Source organism: Bradyrhizobium sp. U531 (assembly GCF_051710265.1).
Lineage (GTDB): Bacteria > Pseudomonadota > Alphaproteobacteria > Rhizobiales > Xanthobacteraceae > Bradyrhizobium.
Window position 1 is genome coordinate 128,336 of record NZ_JASVEN010000011.1, and the last position, 17,532, is coordinate 145,867.

Genomic DNA, 17,532 nt, shown 5'->3' on the forward strand with positions numbered 1-17,532 from the left:
AGGACGTCCAGTCATGAATTCGAAAGTTCTCACGGTTCGGGAAGCGACCCTCGGTGTGCTTCGCTCCTTTGGCGTCGATCGCGTTTTCGGCAATCCCGGCTCGACCGAGCTTGCCTTCCTGGGCGACTGGCCCGACGACATCGACTACGTGCTCGGTCTGCAGGAAGCCTGTGTCGTCGGCATGGCCGACGGCTATGCGCAGGCGACGGGGCGTCCGGCTTTCGTCAATTTGCACTCAGCGGCCGGGCTCGGCCATGCGCTCGGGAATCTCTTCACCGCGTTCCGCAACAAGACGCCGATGGTCGTGACAGCCGGGCAGCAGGCGCGCAGCCTGTTACGAATGCGTCCCTATCTCTTCGCCGAGGATGCCGCACAGTTTCCAAAGCCCTATGTGAAATGGAGCGCGGAACCGACTCGCGCCGAAGACGTTCCAGCGGTGATTGCGCAGGCCTTCCTCACCGCCATGCAGCATCCGCGCGGTCCGACATTCGTGTCGGTTCCGTCAGATGATTGGGGGCGACCCGCGGTCGCTCCGCCGGTGCGCCACATCGCGACGGAGTTTGCGCCAGATCCCGCCGCAATCGTTCGGCTCGCCGCGGCGGTCGGGGTGGCCAAGAGACCGGTCTTTGTGGTCGGGCCCGAGGTCGATCGGAGCGGCTGCGTTGAACAAATGGTCGCCGTCGCGGAGCGGGCGAGGGCGGCCGTCTGGGCAAGTCCGATGTCGAGCCGGTCGAGTTTTCCCGAGCGGCATGCGCAATTCGCGGGGTTCCTTCCCGCAGCACCCGGCGGTCTCGCGCGCGCCTTACGCGGAGCCGATTTGATCGTCGTGTTCGGCGCGCCCGTGTTCACCTTTCATGTCGAGGGGCAATGCGAGTTGCTCGACGACGGAACGCCGGTCTGGCAGATCACCGACGATCCGATCGAGGCTGCGTCCGCACCGGTCGGCGACGCCGTGATCGCAACGCTCCCCAAGGCGCTCGGCGCGCTCCTGTCGGCGTTGCCTAATCGTGCCGACCGCGAGCTGCCCGCCGCGCGCGTCACGCCCGCCGTTTCCGTGGCGGCCCATCCAATTCCTCCCGCCTATGCGTTGAGCCGGCTGTCAGTCCTGATGCCGCAAAATGCGATTGTCGTGGAGGAGGCGCCGTCGCATCGACCTGCAATCCAGCAATTCCTCCCCATGCGCGGTGCGGACAGCTTTTACACCATGGCGAGCGGCGGGCTCGGTTACAGCCTGCCGGCCTCGGTCGGCGTTGCTCTGGCGCGGCCGGGCCGCCGTATCGTGTGCCTGATCGGCGACGGCTCGGCAATGTACTCCATCCAGGCGATCTGGACGGCAGCGCAGCGCGGCCTGCCCATCACGTTCGTCGTGATGAACAACTCCGGCTATGGCGCGATGCGCGCATTCAGCCAGATCATGCAGTCACATCGGCCGCCCGGGATCGACTTGCTTGGGCTCGACTTCGTTGCTCTTGCCAAAGGACTTGGTTGTCTCGGCAAGCGCGTCACGGACGTTGCGCACCTCGACCCGACGCTCGCCGAAGCGCTGGCGGCGGATGGTCCCAGGCTGGTCGATATTGCAGTCGATGAGACGGCGACGGACCTCTTCAGCTCGCCCAAGGGCTGATCGCAGAGCGCCCGCTCCCCCTTCGAGATTGTTCGGCCGTTGGAGACGTCACCATGAGCTTGCAGCAGAACACCGACCATATCCAGACCACGCATATCGGCAGCCTTCCGCGACCACACGACCTTCTCGATCTGATGAAGGCAAAATACGCGGGGCAGCCGTACGACGAATCCGAGTTGAGCGCAGTGCTGGCCCGATCGGTCGCGGACAGCGTGCGCAAGCAGGTCGCAGGCGGCATCGAGATCGTGACCGACGGCGAGTTCTCCAAGCCGGGCTTCTTCACTTACATCCGCGAACGTTTCGATGGGTTTGAATCCCGGCCGAACCAGAAGCTGGCCTTGTTTCAGAAAGAGGTCGCGGCGTTCCCGGAATACTACGCCCAGTACTTCAAAGAGGCGATGATGGGCGGCGCGATCCTGGCGATTGCCTCTGTCGTCTGCACCGGGCCGCTGAGATACAAGGGCGAGGACAAAGTCGCAACCGACATTGCCAACGTCAAGGCTGCAGCCAAGGCTGCCGGCGTTCCGGATCACCACGTGTTTCTGCCTGCGACCGCTCCCTCGGGGGTCGGCCGCAACGAGTACTACAAGACCGAGGAGGAATATTTCCATGCGCTCGCGGCCGAGCTGAACAAGGAATATCGGGCCATCGCAAACGCGGGCCTCCTGGTGCAGGTCGATGATCCCTTCATGGCGGACATCTTCGTGGAGCCGGAGCTCGACGACAGGCAGAAGGCGCGACGTGCCGAGATCTATGTCGAAGCAACCAATGCCGCGCTCGACGGAATACCGGCCGAACGAGTTCGCTTCCATACATGTTATGGCATCAACGAAGGGCCGCGGATCCACGAATCCTCTCTCAGCGAGATCATTTCCTACGTACTCAAGGTCAATGCGGGATCATACAGCTTCGAAGCCGCGAACCCGCGCCACGAACACGAATATCATGTCTTTGAACGTGTGAAGCTGCCGGAAGGCAAGGTGATATGTCCCGGTGTCATTACGCATGCGAGCAACATCGTGGAGCATCCGGAATGGATCGCGGAGCGGCTCATCCGCTTTGCGAAGCTGGTCGGGCGCCAGAATGTCATCGCGACCGCGGATTGCGGCTTTTCCTCTCAGGCGCTCTACCGCACGGAGGTGCACAGCAGCGTTGTTTGGGAGAAGTTTAAGGCGATGCGAGAGGGCGCTGATCTGGCGACGCGACATCTTTGGGGTAGCACAACGCAGAAAACTTGATCGTTCCCGCCAAGGAAGAACGCGAAATGGGAGGACATCATGAGCGCGCAAATCTCTTCTGGAATCGAAGCGTCCAAGGACACGTTCGGAATCCCACGTCCCGACGTGGATCCGTTTGCGATCGAGTTCTTCGATGACCCTTACCCGGCGCAGGAGACGCTTCGGGAAGCGGGGCCGGTCTTTTTTCTCGAGAAGTGGAACGTATACGGCGCGGCGCGCCATGCGGAGGTTCACGCCATCCTCAACGATCCCCAGACGTTCTGTTCCAGCCGCGGGGTAGGCTTAAGCGACTTTACGAAGGAAAAACCATGGCGGCCACCCAGCCTTATTCTTGAAGCCGATCCGCCAGCACACACGCGTACTCGTGCTGTGCTCAGCAAAGTGCTTTCTCCGGCCACAATGAAGCAGATCCGGGACGGCTTTACCGCGGCGGCGGAGGCAAAGATAGACGAACTCATAGAACGAAAAACTTTCGATGCCATCGCAGATCTTGCCGAAGCCTATCCATTGTCGGTCTTTCCAGATGCCGTGGGCCTGAGAAAGGAGGGCCGCGAACATTTGCTGCCCTATGCCGGGGTGGTGTTCAACGCCTTCGGTCCACCGAACGAACTGCGTCAGACGGCCCTCGAACGTTCGGCGCCGCATCAGGCTTATGTGGCGGAGCAGTGCCAGAGGCCCAATCTCGCTGCCGGTGGTTTTGGCGCCTGCGTCCACGCGTTTTCCGATACGGGTGAGATCACGAATGAGGAAGCGCCTCTGCTCGTGCGCTCGCTACTTTCCGCGGGGCTCGACACCACAGTCAACGGCATCGGCGCCGCCATCTATTGCCTGGCGCGGTTTCCCGAAGAGTTTGCGCGGCTGCGGCGCGATCCGTCACTTGCGCGCAATGCCTTTGAAGAGGCGGTGCGCTTCGAAAGTCCCGTGCAAACGTTTTTCAGAACGACCACGCGGGAGGTCGAGATCTCAGGCTATCGCGTGGGCGAGGGTGAGAAGGTGCTCATGTTCCTTGGAGCAGCCAACCGCGACCCGCGGCGCTGGCACCGGGCCGACCGTTACGACATTGCACGCAAGACCTCTGGTCATGTCGGTTTCGGATCCGGCATCCATATGTGCGCGGGTCAACTCGTGGCGAGGCTGGAGGGTGAGGCCGTGCTCGCCGCGCTCGCGCGTAGAATAGCAGGTATCGAGATCAATGGGCCCGTGAAGCGGCGCTACAACAACACGCTACGCGGACTGGAAAGCCTGCCTGTGACGATCAATCCGGTTTGAGGAAGACTGCAGATGACGGCCATTATATTTGTTCATCCTGATGGCCGGCGCGAGCGAATTGACGCTGGTGGCGCGGAAACCGTCATGCTGGCGGCAACATCCCACGGAGTTGCGGGTATCCTAGCGGAGTGCGGCGGCAATGCGATGTGCGCCACCTGTCATGTCTATGTTGAGGTGACTGGCTCGACCGCCTGCCTCCCATGGGAAGCGAAGAGGATGCACTACTCGACGGTGCGGCAGCCGAGCGTCTGCCGAACAGTAGGCTATCCTGCCAGATCAAAATCGGTCCTGAACTCGATGGAGTTGAATTGCGGCTACCCGACCGGCAGACCTGACACAAAACATGCAAAATCCAGAACTCGGGAGGAAACAATGAAGTGCGTGAGTCGGATCGCAGTACTGGTGGCCTGCCTCGGCTGCGGCGCGGCAAAGGCCGAGATATCGGACAACATCGTTCGTATTGGAGTACTAAACGATATTTCCGGTCTTTTTCAGGACACCAACGGTATGGGGTCGGTCGAAGCGGCGCGAATGGCTGCGGAGGACTTCAGCGGCGGCGGTAAGAACATCAGGGTTGAGATCGTATACGCTGATCACCAGAACAAGGCCGATGTCGGTGCCGCGATCGCCCGAAAATGGCTCGATATCGACGGGGTTGATGCGATCGTCGATGTACCGAACTCGGCTGTGGGACTCACGATCAATTCGCTCTTACGTGATACCCGTATGACGTTCCTGGCGTCCTCGACGGCCAGCTCCGATCTGACGGGAAAGGCGTGCTCGCCAAATACGATTCAATGGGTCAACGACGTCTGGGCAACCGGCAATGCGACCGCTGCAGCCATGATGGAACGTGGCGGCGACACGTGGTATTTCCTTACGGTCAACTTTGCGTTAGGTCAGGGCATCGAAGCCGAGGCGACCAAGTATATCGGAGCCCACGGTGGCAAAGTCCTAGGATCAAGCAAGCATCCGCTGAATACCTCCGACTTCGCCTCGTTGCTGCTGCAGGCGCAAGGTTCGAAGGCTAAGGTAATAGGGCTCGCAAATGCCGGTGGCGATACTGTTAACGCCGTCAAGCAGGCAGCCGAGTTCGGCATCCAGCAGAACGGGCAGTCGGTGGTCGCGTTTCTGGTCTTTGTCAACGATGTGCATGGTATGGGTTTGAAAGTGGCGCAGGGACTGCGATTGCTTGAGGCGTTTTATTGGGACATGAACGACGATACACGTGCGTTTGCCAAGCGGTTCTCGTCGCGGCCAGGCATGAATGGCAAGATGCCGAGCGCCAACCAAGCCGGTGTCTATGCGTCCACACTCGCCTATCTTAACGCAGTCGCCGCTACGGGAAGCGATCACGCACACGATGTCGTTCCGGAGATGAAGAAAGTCTCCGGAAAAGACAAATTGTTCGGTGATCTCGCAATTCGGCAGGACGGCCGGGTCGTGCACCCCATGTATCTCTTTGAGGTAAAGAAGCCGGAAGAATCGAAATATCCTTACGACTACTACAAGCTGATCTCCACTATTCCAGCCAATCAGGCGTTCCGGCCGCTGGAGGAAGGAGATTGCCTGCTCGTCAAGTAGCCGGTGCTAAATCGCTACTCCTCGCTGTCTGGTTACCTGCGGAGACCTCATGGTCTCGCCCGACTCGTAATTATCTCACGAACAGGGTGAGCAGTGCTCTCGACTGCATTGCACGCAATTTTCCGTTGAAGTAGTCCGCTGGGAGGCTCGTCTCACTAGATGTAGGGTACCGTGGCGCCAACCGTTGCCCACTAGTTCGGGCGCGCTCTTAAGCCTTCTGATTTGGACAGTCGGGACGAAAGGTCAAATCTCCTGCGTGCTTGAGGGCTTCGTTACTCAAGAGGAGACGCAAGCTAGACCGCCCTGGGGACTATAGCGGCCGATGTCATGAGCACTGCAGACCGTCGGATTCTTCGGCTTCGGTGTCATGATTGATTGAGACAATTGACGTGCTAAGGTCAGCCTGACTCATCTGGTTGTTAATCGATTCCGCAACTCACCAAGACCTGCTTTGGCAGGCAGGATTCGGTGCAGAACCTCCTTCGGATATTCCATAATGAAGGTTATGCGAATCACGGAGGCCAAATAGAACTTCGCTTGAATAGCGTTCCGTTGCCCGCCACCTCATCGTCCTTGGGAAGCCATTGCTCGCACGGGCCCGCTCGATTCGTTGGGTCGCGCCTATCGCGCAAATGACGGCAAGGTGTCCCGCCGTACGACCGGCAACACGATCTATAAACGACGCCCTGTGCCGTCTTAGCATCACGCGATCTAAGACCGGCCTGCCAGACTGCATGGTCCAAAGACCGTAATCTTACGGCCCGGCGGTGCCGCGTGTGGTGCACTCTCGGGCGCACTGTGTTCGTCGGCAGTTGGATCAGATTTAGCGCCAAAATGCGCGTTTCCACCCACAGCAAGCGGCTGATTTCGAAGGATTTTAAGCATGTCTCGGAGCCATTCAGTAACGCCTGAAGAATAGGATGAAGGTGATTTAAAATGGCATCTCACAATGACCGATGTAGCGCTGGCCTCGTTAGAGGCATTCATGAGCGAGCGGCGAAGGCGCTCTATTCGTTTCCCTCACGCCATCGAACGGCAGTTTGAAGCTGATACGCATGCCAAGCGGTGCAAACGACTGACGATTGGCTTGCTAGTATCTGTTCCTCTGTACAACTTCTTCTTGCTAGGCGACTGGCTGTTGGTGCCTGACGTGATACGATTGGCAACCTGGATCCACTTCGCCGTCGTAACTCCCTGGATGCTGCTGGCTGCGTGGATCGTTTCACGCAGTCCCGATCCATTCGTGCGCGAGTGTATTGCCGCGAGTGTTCCGCTGCTGATCATTTTACAGATCGACCTCGGCTTCTCAGTGACAACAAGCGCGAGCGCCGCACACTACCAGTACGTAGTCATACCGACTCTGCTTTACACCAATGTTTCGATTCATCGACTGGAATTCAGATTCGCGCGGGCCGTAAGTGGCGCGATTCTGGTTCTTCATACCGCCTTGGTTCTGTGGGCAAGCTACATCTCTACCGCGGTCGCCGCGACGATCATCGTTCAAATCCTGATTTGTGCCTACATTACCCTCGTCGCCAATTACACTATGGAGCGCGACCTCCGCCGAGCGTACTTGTTTTCCCTCCGAGATCGCCTCAGGCACGCCGAGGCGGATGCGGCTTCTCGACGGGATCCGTTGACGGGATTAGCCAATCGACTTCGGCTCGAAGGTGAGTTGGCGAAGCTTTGGTCACTTACCGAACTAAAGGCCTCAGTGGTATCGGTCGTTATGATCGACATTGATCATTTTAAGCGATTAAATGACCGGTACGGACATGGAGCCGGCGACCTTTGTCTGAAACGGGTGGCAGCGCTGCTTCTCGCAGAACTCGACGAGATCGGTGATCTAGCGGTTAGGTATGGCGGAGAAGAATTCCTGCTTCTGCTGCCCGGTTTAGATCTGGTGGACGCAATTCGTCTCGCCGAACGCATTCGTAGGTCGATCGAGAGCGCCGCAATTCCGAACGAGGGCAGCGGCATGAGGGGAGTTGTCACCGCAAGCTTTGGCATTGCGGCCTCCAGCACATCTGACCTGTCTCCCGTTGAATTGATCGCCGCGGCGGATCAGGCCCTCTATGCCGCTAAGAGCAAGGGTAGAAACCAGGTTTGGCCGCCTCCCACGACCTCCCTCGCCGCAATCCCCTCAAACGTGATCGCATTTTCACAGGGAGCGGCCGTCAGTTTTGAGAGCAAAGTAGACATCAAATAGCTCGGTGTGGGCTCTACGTGGTTTGGCGGCCCGCTTTAGCTGGGCGTAGTTCGAAGCCCGCTTTGGGTTCTGCAGCGACCTCGCGAGACTTAGGATGTGCGGACGTTTGGTCAGCTGCCCAAGAGTACATGGACACAGCTATTCCCTTGTATGCCCATAACATAGATTATGGAATACTTTTGCAATTCTTGGAATGCGACGGAAACGACCTCGGATTACTTTGATATACTTAGACTGATATTTTGTCCAGATCAGCCAGCTTGCGGCGTGTCGCAAGCTGACTCCAAGCCCGCAAAGTGCCGCTGGACGTAACCACGTCGGGTTTTTCGTCTAAGCCAGGACTCGAGAGCCTCGACAGCCTGCACGTGACCATCAAACAGATCGAGCCGCCGTCGACCGCGCCCACCGAGACGGCCCCATTCACGCACCAACGCCGTATCGCCAAAGAGCGTCGGCTCAATCGTGAGCACGTAGAACCGCGCCATGTTGCGGGTCGGATCGCGCCGCTCAAGCACGAGATATTGCACGGTGAGTTCGGACATGCGCCAGAATCGCAATTCCCGAATCGGCCGTCCAATTAAATAAATGAATCCATCCGAGTCCAAGATTCAGAAATTTTATGCATGCAACGGGGTCAGTCGGGGTTAGGCTAGCGATAGGCAGTTGAGCTAGAGCCCGCAAGCTAACGCACTCCCTGGAGATATTGTCTGAACAAGTCGATCCGCACGCGCTCGACGGAGATCCCCTCCTCCGACCTCAGGCATTGCGCAAGACTTCCTCAAGTTGCGCGACGAGCTTCGCCCGTTGCGCGGCAGGAAGTTTGTCCAGATTGATCTGCTTCCAGCGCACCGCCGGCAGCTCCGCCGCACCGGGGACGCCCAGCAGTCTCCAATCCGCCTCGCCGCGCTTGAATCCCATGAGGAAATCCTTGTGAGCTTGCGGCATTTTTCCCGCGATTTCGGCGATCAGCGTTTCCCGGGCTTCGAGCAACTCGTTCAGGATTACTTCATCGGCGGTCATGCCCTCGAAGCCGTGCGTGAATTCGTGCTGGATGGCCTTGCGACGAGGAACCACGACCTCGGAGATCGGCCTGTCATGGCTGATGAGGTAGACGATGAACGCCTTGCGGAGATCGTCCGTGATACCTTCGTTGGCGAGCAGATCGCGGACATCGAAGAGATCGCGCGGATGCTGCCGGTCGAGCGCCGCGACGAGCTTGCCGGCGTATAGATCGGCGAACGAAACGACTTTCATCTGTGCGAAGCCGAACGTTTCTTCGACGCTCGGCGCGACGTCGCGCAGCTCCGGCTCGAAGACGCAGCCCCTGATCACCGGCGTGACCTCGATCTTGATCTGCGCGTCGCCTTTCTGGACGGTCAGCTTGGTGACGATCCTTTCACGGGCGTTGACGACGTCCATCACCCGCGCGCCCGGCAATGCTTTCCTGATGGCCGCTGCCATGCGCTTCATCGCCGCATCGATCGCGGCAAGAGATTCGGGGCGCGGAGCCACCGGCAAATAGGTCAGGTCGATGTCGACCGACAGACGCGGCATATCGCGGTGGAAGAGATTGATGGCGGTGCCGCCCTTGAGCGCAAAATCGGGCTCCGCCGCGACGAATGGGATCGTCTCGATCAACAAGGCCGCCTGACGCCGGTATTTTTCAGACAGGGGCATTGAGGTCGTCTGGGATGGTTATGAGGTATTTGGTGTCGAGTTTGCCGCCCCTAACGAGCATGCGCTTTCCCGTGCCGAGATTGACTTTCGACTTGTCGATCTGTTTGAGCCAGGCGTGCTGATGTCGCTCCGCGAACCAGAAGAACAGTCGTTTGACCTTGACGCTTTTGCAGTCGTCCAAAAGCGTTTGCAGCCGTCGGGGACTCAGGCTCCTCAGGCCTTCTGCCAGCGCATCGACCTGATGGAAGCTTTCGTGCCGGGGCAGTTCGTCGAGCAGTTCGAGGAACGCACGTTCGGGCGTCGATACCGTGAGAGGCCAGTCGAATGGTCCCGGTATTTCGCGCGTCGTCCCCGACTTTGATCCGGGCGTGCTCCCATGCGTTGTGAATAGACTTTGTGTGCGGTGAACGCGGAATTTCTGTTTGAGCGGGAGTTTGCCGAGCCAGCCTGGAGCAGACCGCGTTCCATATAGATGTACAGTCGAAGGCCCCTTCTCGCTCAAGTAGTGGCCGAGGCCCTGCGATTCGATCGCGGTGCGTCCGCCGACGACGAGGTCAGAGCCGAGCAGTCGCTGAAGTGAAACGACGACACCCTGCCAGGAGAGTTCGCCGAGGGGGCGCTTGAAGGTTCCCCGCGCCGGCTGAACGAGCCAGCCAGCCGATACGTATTGGCTGCGCAGGCTGGTGGAGTATCCATGCCGCTCCATCCAAGCGGCATCGACAAGAAGCCCCTGCGGGAGGGTTCGCTCGAGTTTGTTTAGCTTTCTGTCGTTTTGCTCAGCCATACTAAGCAAAATAGCATTTTTTCAAACCATCCTCAAGGTTTAAAGTTAGGCTATTTTGCACAGTTAAACTAAGTGAAATCACCTTAACATAAACCAAAAAGGAACCATGGAACAGCGGATACTGAGATGACGCGCATCACTGCGCTCGGCGGGCCATCGCCCGCCATTCCCGTTCCAGCGATCGCAATCGCTGAGTATCCACTGGCCGCCGGTGCGCCAAATCATTGCGAGCAAGACGGCACAAGAAAACGAGTTGCAGGCGTGTTTCAGGAATTCGCGCCAAATATCGCAAATTCCAGTAAAGCTGGCCAATTTCGAGAAGATCGGCGTCGTTTATGACTTCATTATTTTGCGATACATAGGGCAGTTTGATAGATTCACGAAATTCATCAATCAGCTCTGCTCGCATTTCCTCAAGCCAAGGAAACACTTCCGACACGTGCGCACGCCAAAGACGCCGCGTGATCTCGTCTGAGTCTCCGATTGAGACGTGCTGTAGAATATGCGAAAGTCGGCGGGCACCAAACATATCCTCGGTCCCCGCCTTCCAGGAACGGGATGTACGTTCCCACATCCTCGCAATTCTTTGTAAGCCGGCATATGGATGCAATAAATCGGCGTCGGACCATTTGCACAATTGATCCGCCAAGCCCGCGTCCCATCCAGCGAATTCAACCACGATCCGCTCGAATAGATTAGTGGGCCCCAGCCCGTTTCTGCCATGCATCCGGGTGGAGACATACAGCTGGACGTCGGATGGACGCACGCGACCTTTCCACTCGAACACACGAACGATGTCGCCGTCGCTTGCAATTCGCGGATCTGACAGGAGCGTCTGAGGCAAATCAAAGATTAAGCGAGGCATCGCGCGCTTAGACTTGGCCCTCTGCCGCACGCAGCTCAAAAATTCGGGTAAGAAGACTGCAAATTCTGTAAACCGAGCCTCCAACTCTATGCCAGAGATATGGATCACAGTGGTCTGAAGGCCAGCATCGAGCGCAATATCGTTGGCGAACGCTCGGGGCGACCGCCGTGCAAGCGGAATGAGCTGGTTCGCAAGAACTTGAGCAATCCGGCCCGATCCAGACAGATCAACCGTTCTCCACTCGAGCATTCCACGCAGATCCAGATTTGCAATCAAGCTCGCGTGCAAGCCTGCCGGAGTCGTTGGTGGAAGAGCAAGAATCGCATTGCTTCCCGCCTCGAGAGCATCCACCACGTCAACAACGAAGCTGTGCGGCCCTGGTAGAGACCACCAGATATCCCCGAGCTCAATCGGCATGGTGCTGGTCTAGGTGAGCTTTAACGAGCGGATTGACGTAGACTTTTTCTCCAATCTGAAACAACGAACCCATCCAGATACCGTACCGCAAGAAGCCCTCCAGAGACATCGGAGCGCGCCCGCTGAGCTCGTCGTCGACGATGATCTCCAAATCCCCCTCATTGATCGGAGACCATCCGGCGATGGAAACGAAGATTGGCTCCAGATCGGATGAAACACCAAAATTTGCCAGAAGACCTGCTCGCCGGCCAAGTTCCTTTATGACCTGCTCTGCGGCGGCTTTGACGTTCTCACCCCTCTCCTGAAGAGCACTTAGCAGATGGAATACCCCTTCACCCGAATAGCCGGCTGCCTCAAGCAACTCTGTGCGGAGCTCGGGTATGTCACAATCACGCCGCTCGCGTTCGGACAAGTAGGAGCGGAAAGTGCTCTCAGACCAGAGCTCAACGGACTCGACCTGAATTTCATCACTGAGATTCGGCTGTTCCGCCAGAAGACGCGCATGAGATGGCGCACCAAGAAAAATTATGCGAACTCGCCGATCACGCAGTTCCGTAGAGGCAGCGTTGACCCTGCGCACCCACGACATGTCCCAAGCAACAGAACTCGGAACAAGCGCAACGCTCTTGCCGGCGAACCTGCCGCGACTAGCCGCCTTTCGCAGCAACTCATCAGCACTTCTAACTCGCATGACCTCTACGGAATCATCAGCGCGGATTGACTGGATAGCCCGCTCGACATTAGCTAACCCGGTTGCCACGCTAGCAAATACTATGGAGACTTGGGATGACTCAGCCTCCAGAAGGCGATGCTCCTGGGCAGGGGTCAACGGCGAGGGTATGCCTCGATGGGCATCGAGCATTCGCCGCTGCGTGCTCCGGTCGCGGCTAAGCGGCTCCCGGTTCTCAAACTGAAGCAATTCTTCGCTGATAGAGTCCTTCGATCCAAGCATCGTGACCAGGTTGGGCGATCTAAGTACAAACCCTTCCCTGCCCTGCTGCGAAAGCACTCCGAGACCAACGAGCTCTTCCAACAGCGCAAGAAATGCGCCGGGCGTCTTGTTCTCGAACAGCTTTGGTGCCCACGCCAGGCAAAGCCGGCCGATCTCGTCAGGCTTCATTGGCGGCGCCACGGCTCCGAAGCCACTCTGCTCAATTGCGGCGTTCGTGATCACCAGAGTGATAAGCTTGTACCGATCGTCCAAATCGAGGCTCAAGCGGAAGCGTTTATTGATCTCCTCACTAAGGGTTTGGTTCTTGTACGCGGCCTCTAGATCTTCGCTAACAATCAGGAACGGCGGCCCGCCTTGTTCCTGCTTGTTGGCCTTGAGCACATGATTCAGCAACTCGCGGCAATAGAGCTGAACCAATGCAGGGTAATAATTCGTCTGAGATAGAATCCGAAGAGGCAGCGTTGACGACTGAAATTCAAAGCCCAGCGCCGCCAGCGGCTCCGTCACAAGGCGGAGGCCTTCATTCCTATCATCCCCGACGAATGGCCCGATACAAATCGGGGTTCCGAGGTGTCCAAGGCTCTGATTGGGGCTCGTCGCGGTTCGCTGAACATTATGAAGACCAGCCATAACAACCTTGAACCGGCCCTCTGTTCCCTCCAGCAGCTGTCTTAGCCGCACGACGTTGAGATACTTTGTTTCTTCCTCCGCCAGCAGAAAGTTATCAGCCTCGTCCAGCATCAGAATGATTTGGCGCGAACTGCGAGCCGACAAGAATTTGCGGATATCATCGACGACACTGTCGGGCGTCACGCTTCCTGGTTGAATACCGATCCCAGCTTCACGCAACTCCGAAGCGAGACGCTGCCAGAATCGGGGGCCGTATTCGCCAGTTTGACCAATGTCGTTTATGTCGATGCATCTCACGAAAATATCTTCGTCCGGATTGTGCTCCTTTCGTTCGACATCCCGCAGCAGTGACGACTTACCCAAGCGGCGTCCACCGAAAACCAAACTTCCTCCCCGGCGGGAAACAATCTGGCGTTTCTGGTCCGACCGGCCATAGAACATCTCGGGAGGCAGCGGCGTGATCTCATTGTAGGGATTGTACCGGATGAAAGCGCTTGCAATCTTGAAGAATGCCGCCAAGCGATTGTTCTGTACAAACGCGAGGTAGGCAATCAACGCATCATCGAGCACAATTCCTTGATAGCTCTGGTTGTGGGCGCGATGGGCAAGATCTGCGCGGTCAGCGCAATCTAGAAAGTTCGTGTAGAGATGAAACGTTGCTCTCTGCTTGGCAGCGTCAGCCTGCATATGCTGAAATAGCTCGAAATTCTTATGCTGCCCTCTCAGAACTTCGACCAGATAGTTGCCGTTGGCCTCAGACCCAAACAAAGGCACGAGGAATCCATCCGGCACGAGCAGACGAGACGCAGAAAGATAGTAGCGGAAGATTCTACCGCCTTTCTCTTTCAGATCATCTATCTGTTTGACGTCGAAGCTCAGGCCACCAACGAATAGCCGTTCAATAGCGGAAGCGATATCGTTTGACGTACGGATGTCGCGCCACGCCTCGAGCATTCTAACAGCATCCTCACGCTGGGCTGCTGTCATGGTGCCGATATCAAACAGGTCTGGGATTGGCTCTGCGGTGCGGTTCAGGATATCCAACGCAACGTCCACAATCTTCTGGCGCCTTGAGCTGAAGACGTTCTCAAGCTTTGGTAAGTACCGCCTCATATAGTCGAACAACGGTGCATTCGCCCGTGCATCTCGAGGCAGATCCTCTCCGTCGCGCAACAATCTCAGATACTCGTTTGCAGTGACGATGTCTTTTGATTCGAGGAGCTTATTGATGCGATCGACCGCGACCGGCTTAGCTTGTCCTTCGGAGGCCAACTTCTCGACGCTATCCTTCAACTGAGCTCGAACGGCCTCAAACTTCTCGTCTAATTGTTGTTCTACTCCCTGAAGGGTATCTCTCGCAGTCGGAAAATCGGCCGCAATACTGCCACGCCCCTTCTGATCCTGTAGAATGTCATCGGCCTTCAGGTCCATGATGGGAATGAGGTCGATCTTTATTCCACGAACCCGGCCCTCAAGAGCTCTTTTTTCGACATCATTGATGACGTTGAGCGCGATTGCCATGTTGATGCGATCACGGGCCGTTGTTTGCAGCCGGCCCAACTCTCCGCGCAGATCCCGAATTTCCTCCTCACGGCGGGCCTGTTTGAGCACGAGCTCGGCCTTCGGCACGCCCAGCGCCTCAAGTTCGTTCAATATGCGGCCTGTCGGTATGTGAGCTCCCGCGACCATGTGCTCTTGAAATGCACGGTCGAACCCCTCAACGAGCGGTTCTGGTTCAAGTTGCGCTAACTTGATAGCTCCTTCCAATAGGACCTGACGATCGTTCGGATCGGGATCCCAGCCGCCTGAAAAGCGCAGGCCTGTAATTAGGAGGAGCTCCCGTCCAAACCATCGATCCAGGGGCATGTCGAGCGCCGGCGGCTCGTAGGCGTTGAACATTCGAATTAGCCGGTCGATAGACTCGAGAGACACTCGCAATGCTGCCCGTTCGGAATCTGTCTCCGGCGTATGCTGCTTCAAGAAGGTCTGCGCCTGCTGAAGGCGATCCCGGAGCGCGCTCGTGAAGCGCTCCAAGCCGGAGCCCGCATTGCCACCCGAGCGATCAGGAGCCCGCTGGAGATGCCGCAAGCATCGCTCGAGGAATGCAGTGGATGCAGTCAAGTTGTGTTGGAGGTTGGTCCGAGCCCGCCCCTCGAGTCGTTGCGCAAGCTTCTGCGCCCCACTTTGCTCGAGAAGGTCATCGATATTATCTTGCCGAAGGACGTCCAAAGCGAGCCTGATATGATCAATGGCTCGCTCTCCGGTATTCGCAAACGCTCGCATGACCTTTCCCAGAAAGCCGCGATGTGGGTCGATAATCGCAGCCCACGCGATCTCTGCTGGCCGGAAATTGCCGAAGCCGTGATAGATCTCCCTATTGTCCTTCCAGTCTTTTGCCGTCTCTTGCAGGATTCCTAGGCGCTTCTTCCAAAACTCCTGCTGATCCGCTTTGGAGAGAACCTCCGGGACCAGCATTGCGCCGAACCTGTCTGCCTCCGCGAGATGGTCCACAAGCCTGTGTAAAGGCGCCGCAGATCCAAATCGCCCTAAGAGATGCAGCTTTACCGCGTTGCGGGCCGTGGAAGCTGGCAAGAAAAGGGCCGGAAAAAGCAACCCCGACAGCAGATACAGGAGAGCGGCGCGATCACGCGGCCCCTCGCTCCAGCTTTTGTCGAGGTTGTGTGATGCAAGCGATATACAGCAATTCATCAATGGCTCCGGAGGGACATCGGCTACCTCCTGCGCCGCTGTCGATAATGCCAGCATCTTATAGATATCCAGCTCGCTTCTCTCGGTGGAAGCAGGATACAGTTCCGCCACAGCGGCTGCGAGCTGGCTAACCAACGCGTGACGCCCTCGAGCGCTCAGCTCGTTCACAGAGTTCAAAGCCCTCAGCGCCTCATCCGGCGCTGCGCCCGCCTGATCATCAGAAACGATGCTTTGAGCAGGTCCGGCGGACTCCTTTTCAGATAGCTCGGGCTCCTGCTCCGGCAACAGCTCTCCGCCTTGAGATGCCTCTGTCGGTGCTTCGACGACCAACGGCAGGACTGGCTCGGCGGGGAACTGGCTCAACTGATCCTTGTGTTTCAGAAGGTCACCAAGTTCTGCTGCAAGTGGAACGCTACGGCTCTTGATTTCAACTAGACGATTTTGACTGGCGCGCATCGGAGGATCGAGCTCAGCGCGCTGTGTGACAGCGGCAGCCAAATATTCACGGACAGCGCGGTCATAGGCCGCGCGCTGTTGGATCCATTCGTCTGCCAATGCTCCAAGTTGAGAGGCGATAGCTGCGATCTTATCGGCTTCGCCGTCCGAATAGAGACCTTCGCTTGGCTGTTCGGCCCACAAATTGAGTTGCTGCCTGTCGAATGCGTCTTCCGCGACCTCTTGTGCAGGTACCACGGCGAGAAGGGCCTTGAAGGCCAGAGAAATCTTTCGGCCAGGGCTTACCTTGAGATCTTCATATTGCCGTGCGAGGGCGACCAACGTTCTTGCCCTGCTCAGGATCGCGGCGGCGACTGAAACATCGGGCTTCACTTCGCTTGCCAGCCTCGAGACCCTCGTTAGCTCATCAACCCACGATGTCTCGACATCTTCCGCAGTGACAAGGTCCACGGCTGAACTCTCACCATATTCATCGCTCGGAGCGACCAAAACACCAAACTCGCCCGTCTCGCCCTTAGAAGCCGGCGGATCGTTCAGCTGATACTCGCGTGCAAACTGCAACAAGTCGGTCCAGCCTGAGGACTGATCGTTCCACGAAATCGCCGCGACGCTGAGCTGGTTCCGGAGAATCGAAACGGCTGTAAACTCCTGGATAAGCTCCGGCTCCTCCTTTGCTGCGAGCGTTTCTGCCACAAACGCCGCGAATTCGTCTGGACTCGCGCCTGGCCTGGTCGTGCGTGCCTTCAATTCCTTCAGCCGGCCCGCCCGATGAACAACGTCTATGGCCCGTTCAATGACAGGATCGAACAGCTTTCTCTTTTTGAGAGCGGCATTGAGCATTCCAATGCCACCTGGGATTCCCAAGGCGCGGTGAACTTGCTCAATGAAAGCCGGATGGCTTAGCCTTCCTTCTGGCCATCTCGCGATTAGGCCACGGCATCTGTCGGATATGTGTCTGATATCGGACGGCGGCACGTTACCGATATTTGTCGCGACCCAGTTAAGGGTCATGAATTTCGGCAGTTGAATGGTAGGTTCAAGCGGATCGCTGCCGCTAGAGTGCATATTGTTCATTCCATTCCCCGTGCCCGCACCGCTCTCTAACAACTTGAGGAGAT

Annotated in this window: 10 protein-coding genes and 1 pseudogene; 6 read left to right on the forward strand and 5 right to left on the reverse strand. The window is 57.6% G+C overall.

What is annotated here, in order from left to right:
* Nucleotides 1–13 precede the first annotated feature (13 nt).
* From mdlC to QRQ56_RS34070, 6 genes and pseudogenes are all read left to right on the forward strand, one after another.
* Nucleotides 14–1,624, forward strand: coding sequence for a benzoylformate decarboxylase (mdlC, locus tag QRQ56_RS34045; RefSeq protein ID WP_438745796.1), 1,611 nt, complete (start codon nucleotides 14–16; stop codon nucleotides 1,622–1,624).
* A gap of 53 nt (nucleotides 1,625–1,677) precedes the next feature.
* Nucleotides 1,678–2,862, forward strand: a complete 1,185-nt coding sequence (locus QRQ56_RS34050) for a cobalamin-independent methionine synthase II family protein (protein ID WP_438745797.1) — start codon at nucleotides 1,678–1,680, stop codon at nucleotides 2,860–2,862.
* 39 nt (nucleotides 2,863–2,901) lie between these two features.
* Entirely contained in the window at nucleotides 2,902–4,131 is a 1,230-nt protein-coding gene (locus QRQ56_RS34055) for a cytochrome P450 (RefSeq protein ID WP_438745799.1), read from the forward strand.
* Between the two features lie 12 nt (nucleotides 4,132–4,143).
* A pseudogene (locus QRQ56_RS34060) lies at nucleotides 4,144–4,466 on the forward strand (2Fe-2S iron-sulfur cluster-binding protein).
* Nucleotides 4,467–4,503: 37 nt separating this feature from the next.
* Complete coding sequence (locus QRQ56_RS34065; protein WP_438745801.1) at nucleotides 4,504–5,715, forward strand: ABC transporter substrate-binding protein; 1,212 nt, start codon at nucleotides 4,504–4,506, stop codon at nucleotides 5,713–5,715.
* 949 nt (nucleotides 5,716–6,664) lie between these two features.
* Nucleotides 6,665–7,924 carry a diguanylate cyclase domain-containing protein gene (locus tag QRQ56_RS34070; RefSeq protein ID WP_438745802.1) on the forward strand — a complete coding sequence of 420 codons (1,260 nt, stop codon included), beginning with the start codon at nucleotides 6,665–6,667 and terminating at the stop codon, nucleotides 7,922–7,924.
* A 251-nt stretch (nucleotides 7,925–8,175) separates the two neighbouring features.
* Here QRQ56_RS34070 and QRQ56_RS34075 read toward each other — a convergent pair whose 3' ends face one another.
* The 5 genes from QRQ56_RS34075 to QRQ56_RS34095 all read right to left on the reverse strand — a co-directional run bounded on the left by QRQ56_RS34075 (nucleotide 8,176) and on the right by QRQ56_RS34095 (nucleotide 17,488).
* Complete coding sequence (locus QRQ56_RS34075) at nucleotides 8,176–8,466, reverse strand: WGR domain-containing protein (protein ID WP_438745803.1); 291 nt, start codon at nucleotides 8,464–8,466, stop codon at nucleotides 8,176–8,178.
* 214 nt (nucleotides 8,467–8,680) lie between these two features.
* A complete protein-coding gene (locus tag QRQ56_RS34080; RefSeq protein ID WP_438745804.1) occupies nucleotides 8,681–9,601 on the reverse strand; it encodes a nucleotidyl transferase AbiEii/AbiGii toxin family protein in 921 nt (306 codons plus the stop codon).
* Nucleotides 9,588–10,385: a type IV toxin-antitoxin system AbiEi family antitoxin domain-containing protein gene (locus QRQ56_RS34085; protein ID WP_438745806.1), complete on the reverse strand. Its 798-nt coding sequence runs from the start codon at nucleotides 10,383–10,385 to the stop codon at nucleotides 9,588–9,590. Before QRQ56_RS34085 ends, QRQ56_RS34080 begins: the two co-directional genes overlap by 14 nt.
* A 136-nt stretch (nucleotides 10,386–10,521) precedes the next feature.
* Nucleotides 10,522–11,667, reverse strand: a complete 1,146-nt coding sequence (locus QRQ56_RS34090) for a hypothetical protein (protein WP_438745807.1) — start codon at nucleotides 11,665–11,667, stop codon at nucleotides 10,522–10,524.
* Nucleotides 11,657–17,488 (reverse strand): hypothetical protein, encoded by a 5,832-nt coding sequence (locus QRQ56_RS34095; RefSeq protein WP_438745809.1) that lies wholly within the window; start codon nucleotides 17,486–17,488, stop codon nucleotides 11,657–11,659. Before QRQ56_RS34095 ends, QRQ56_RS34090 begins: the two co-directional genes overlap by 11 nt.
* Nucleotides 17,489–17,532: the final 44 nt, after the last annotated feature.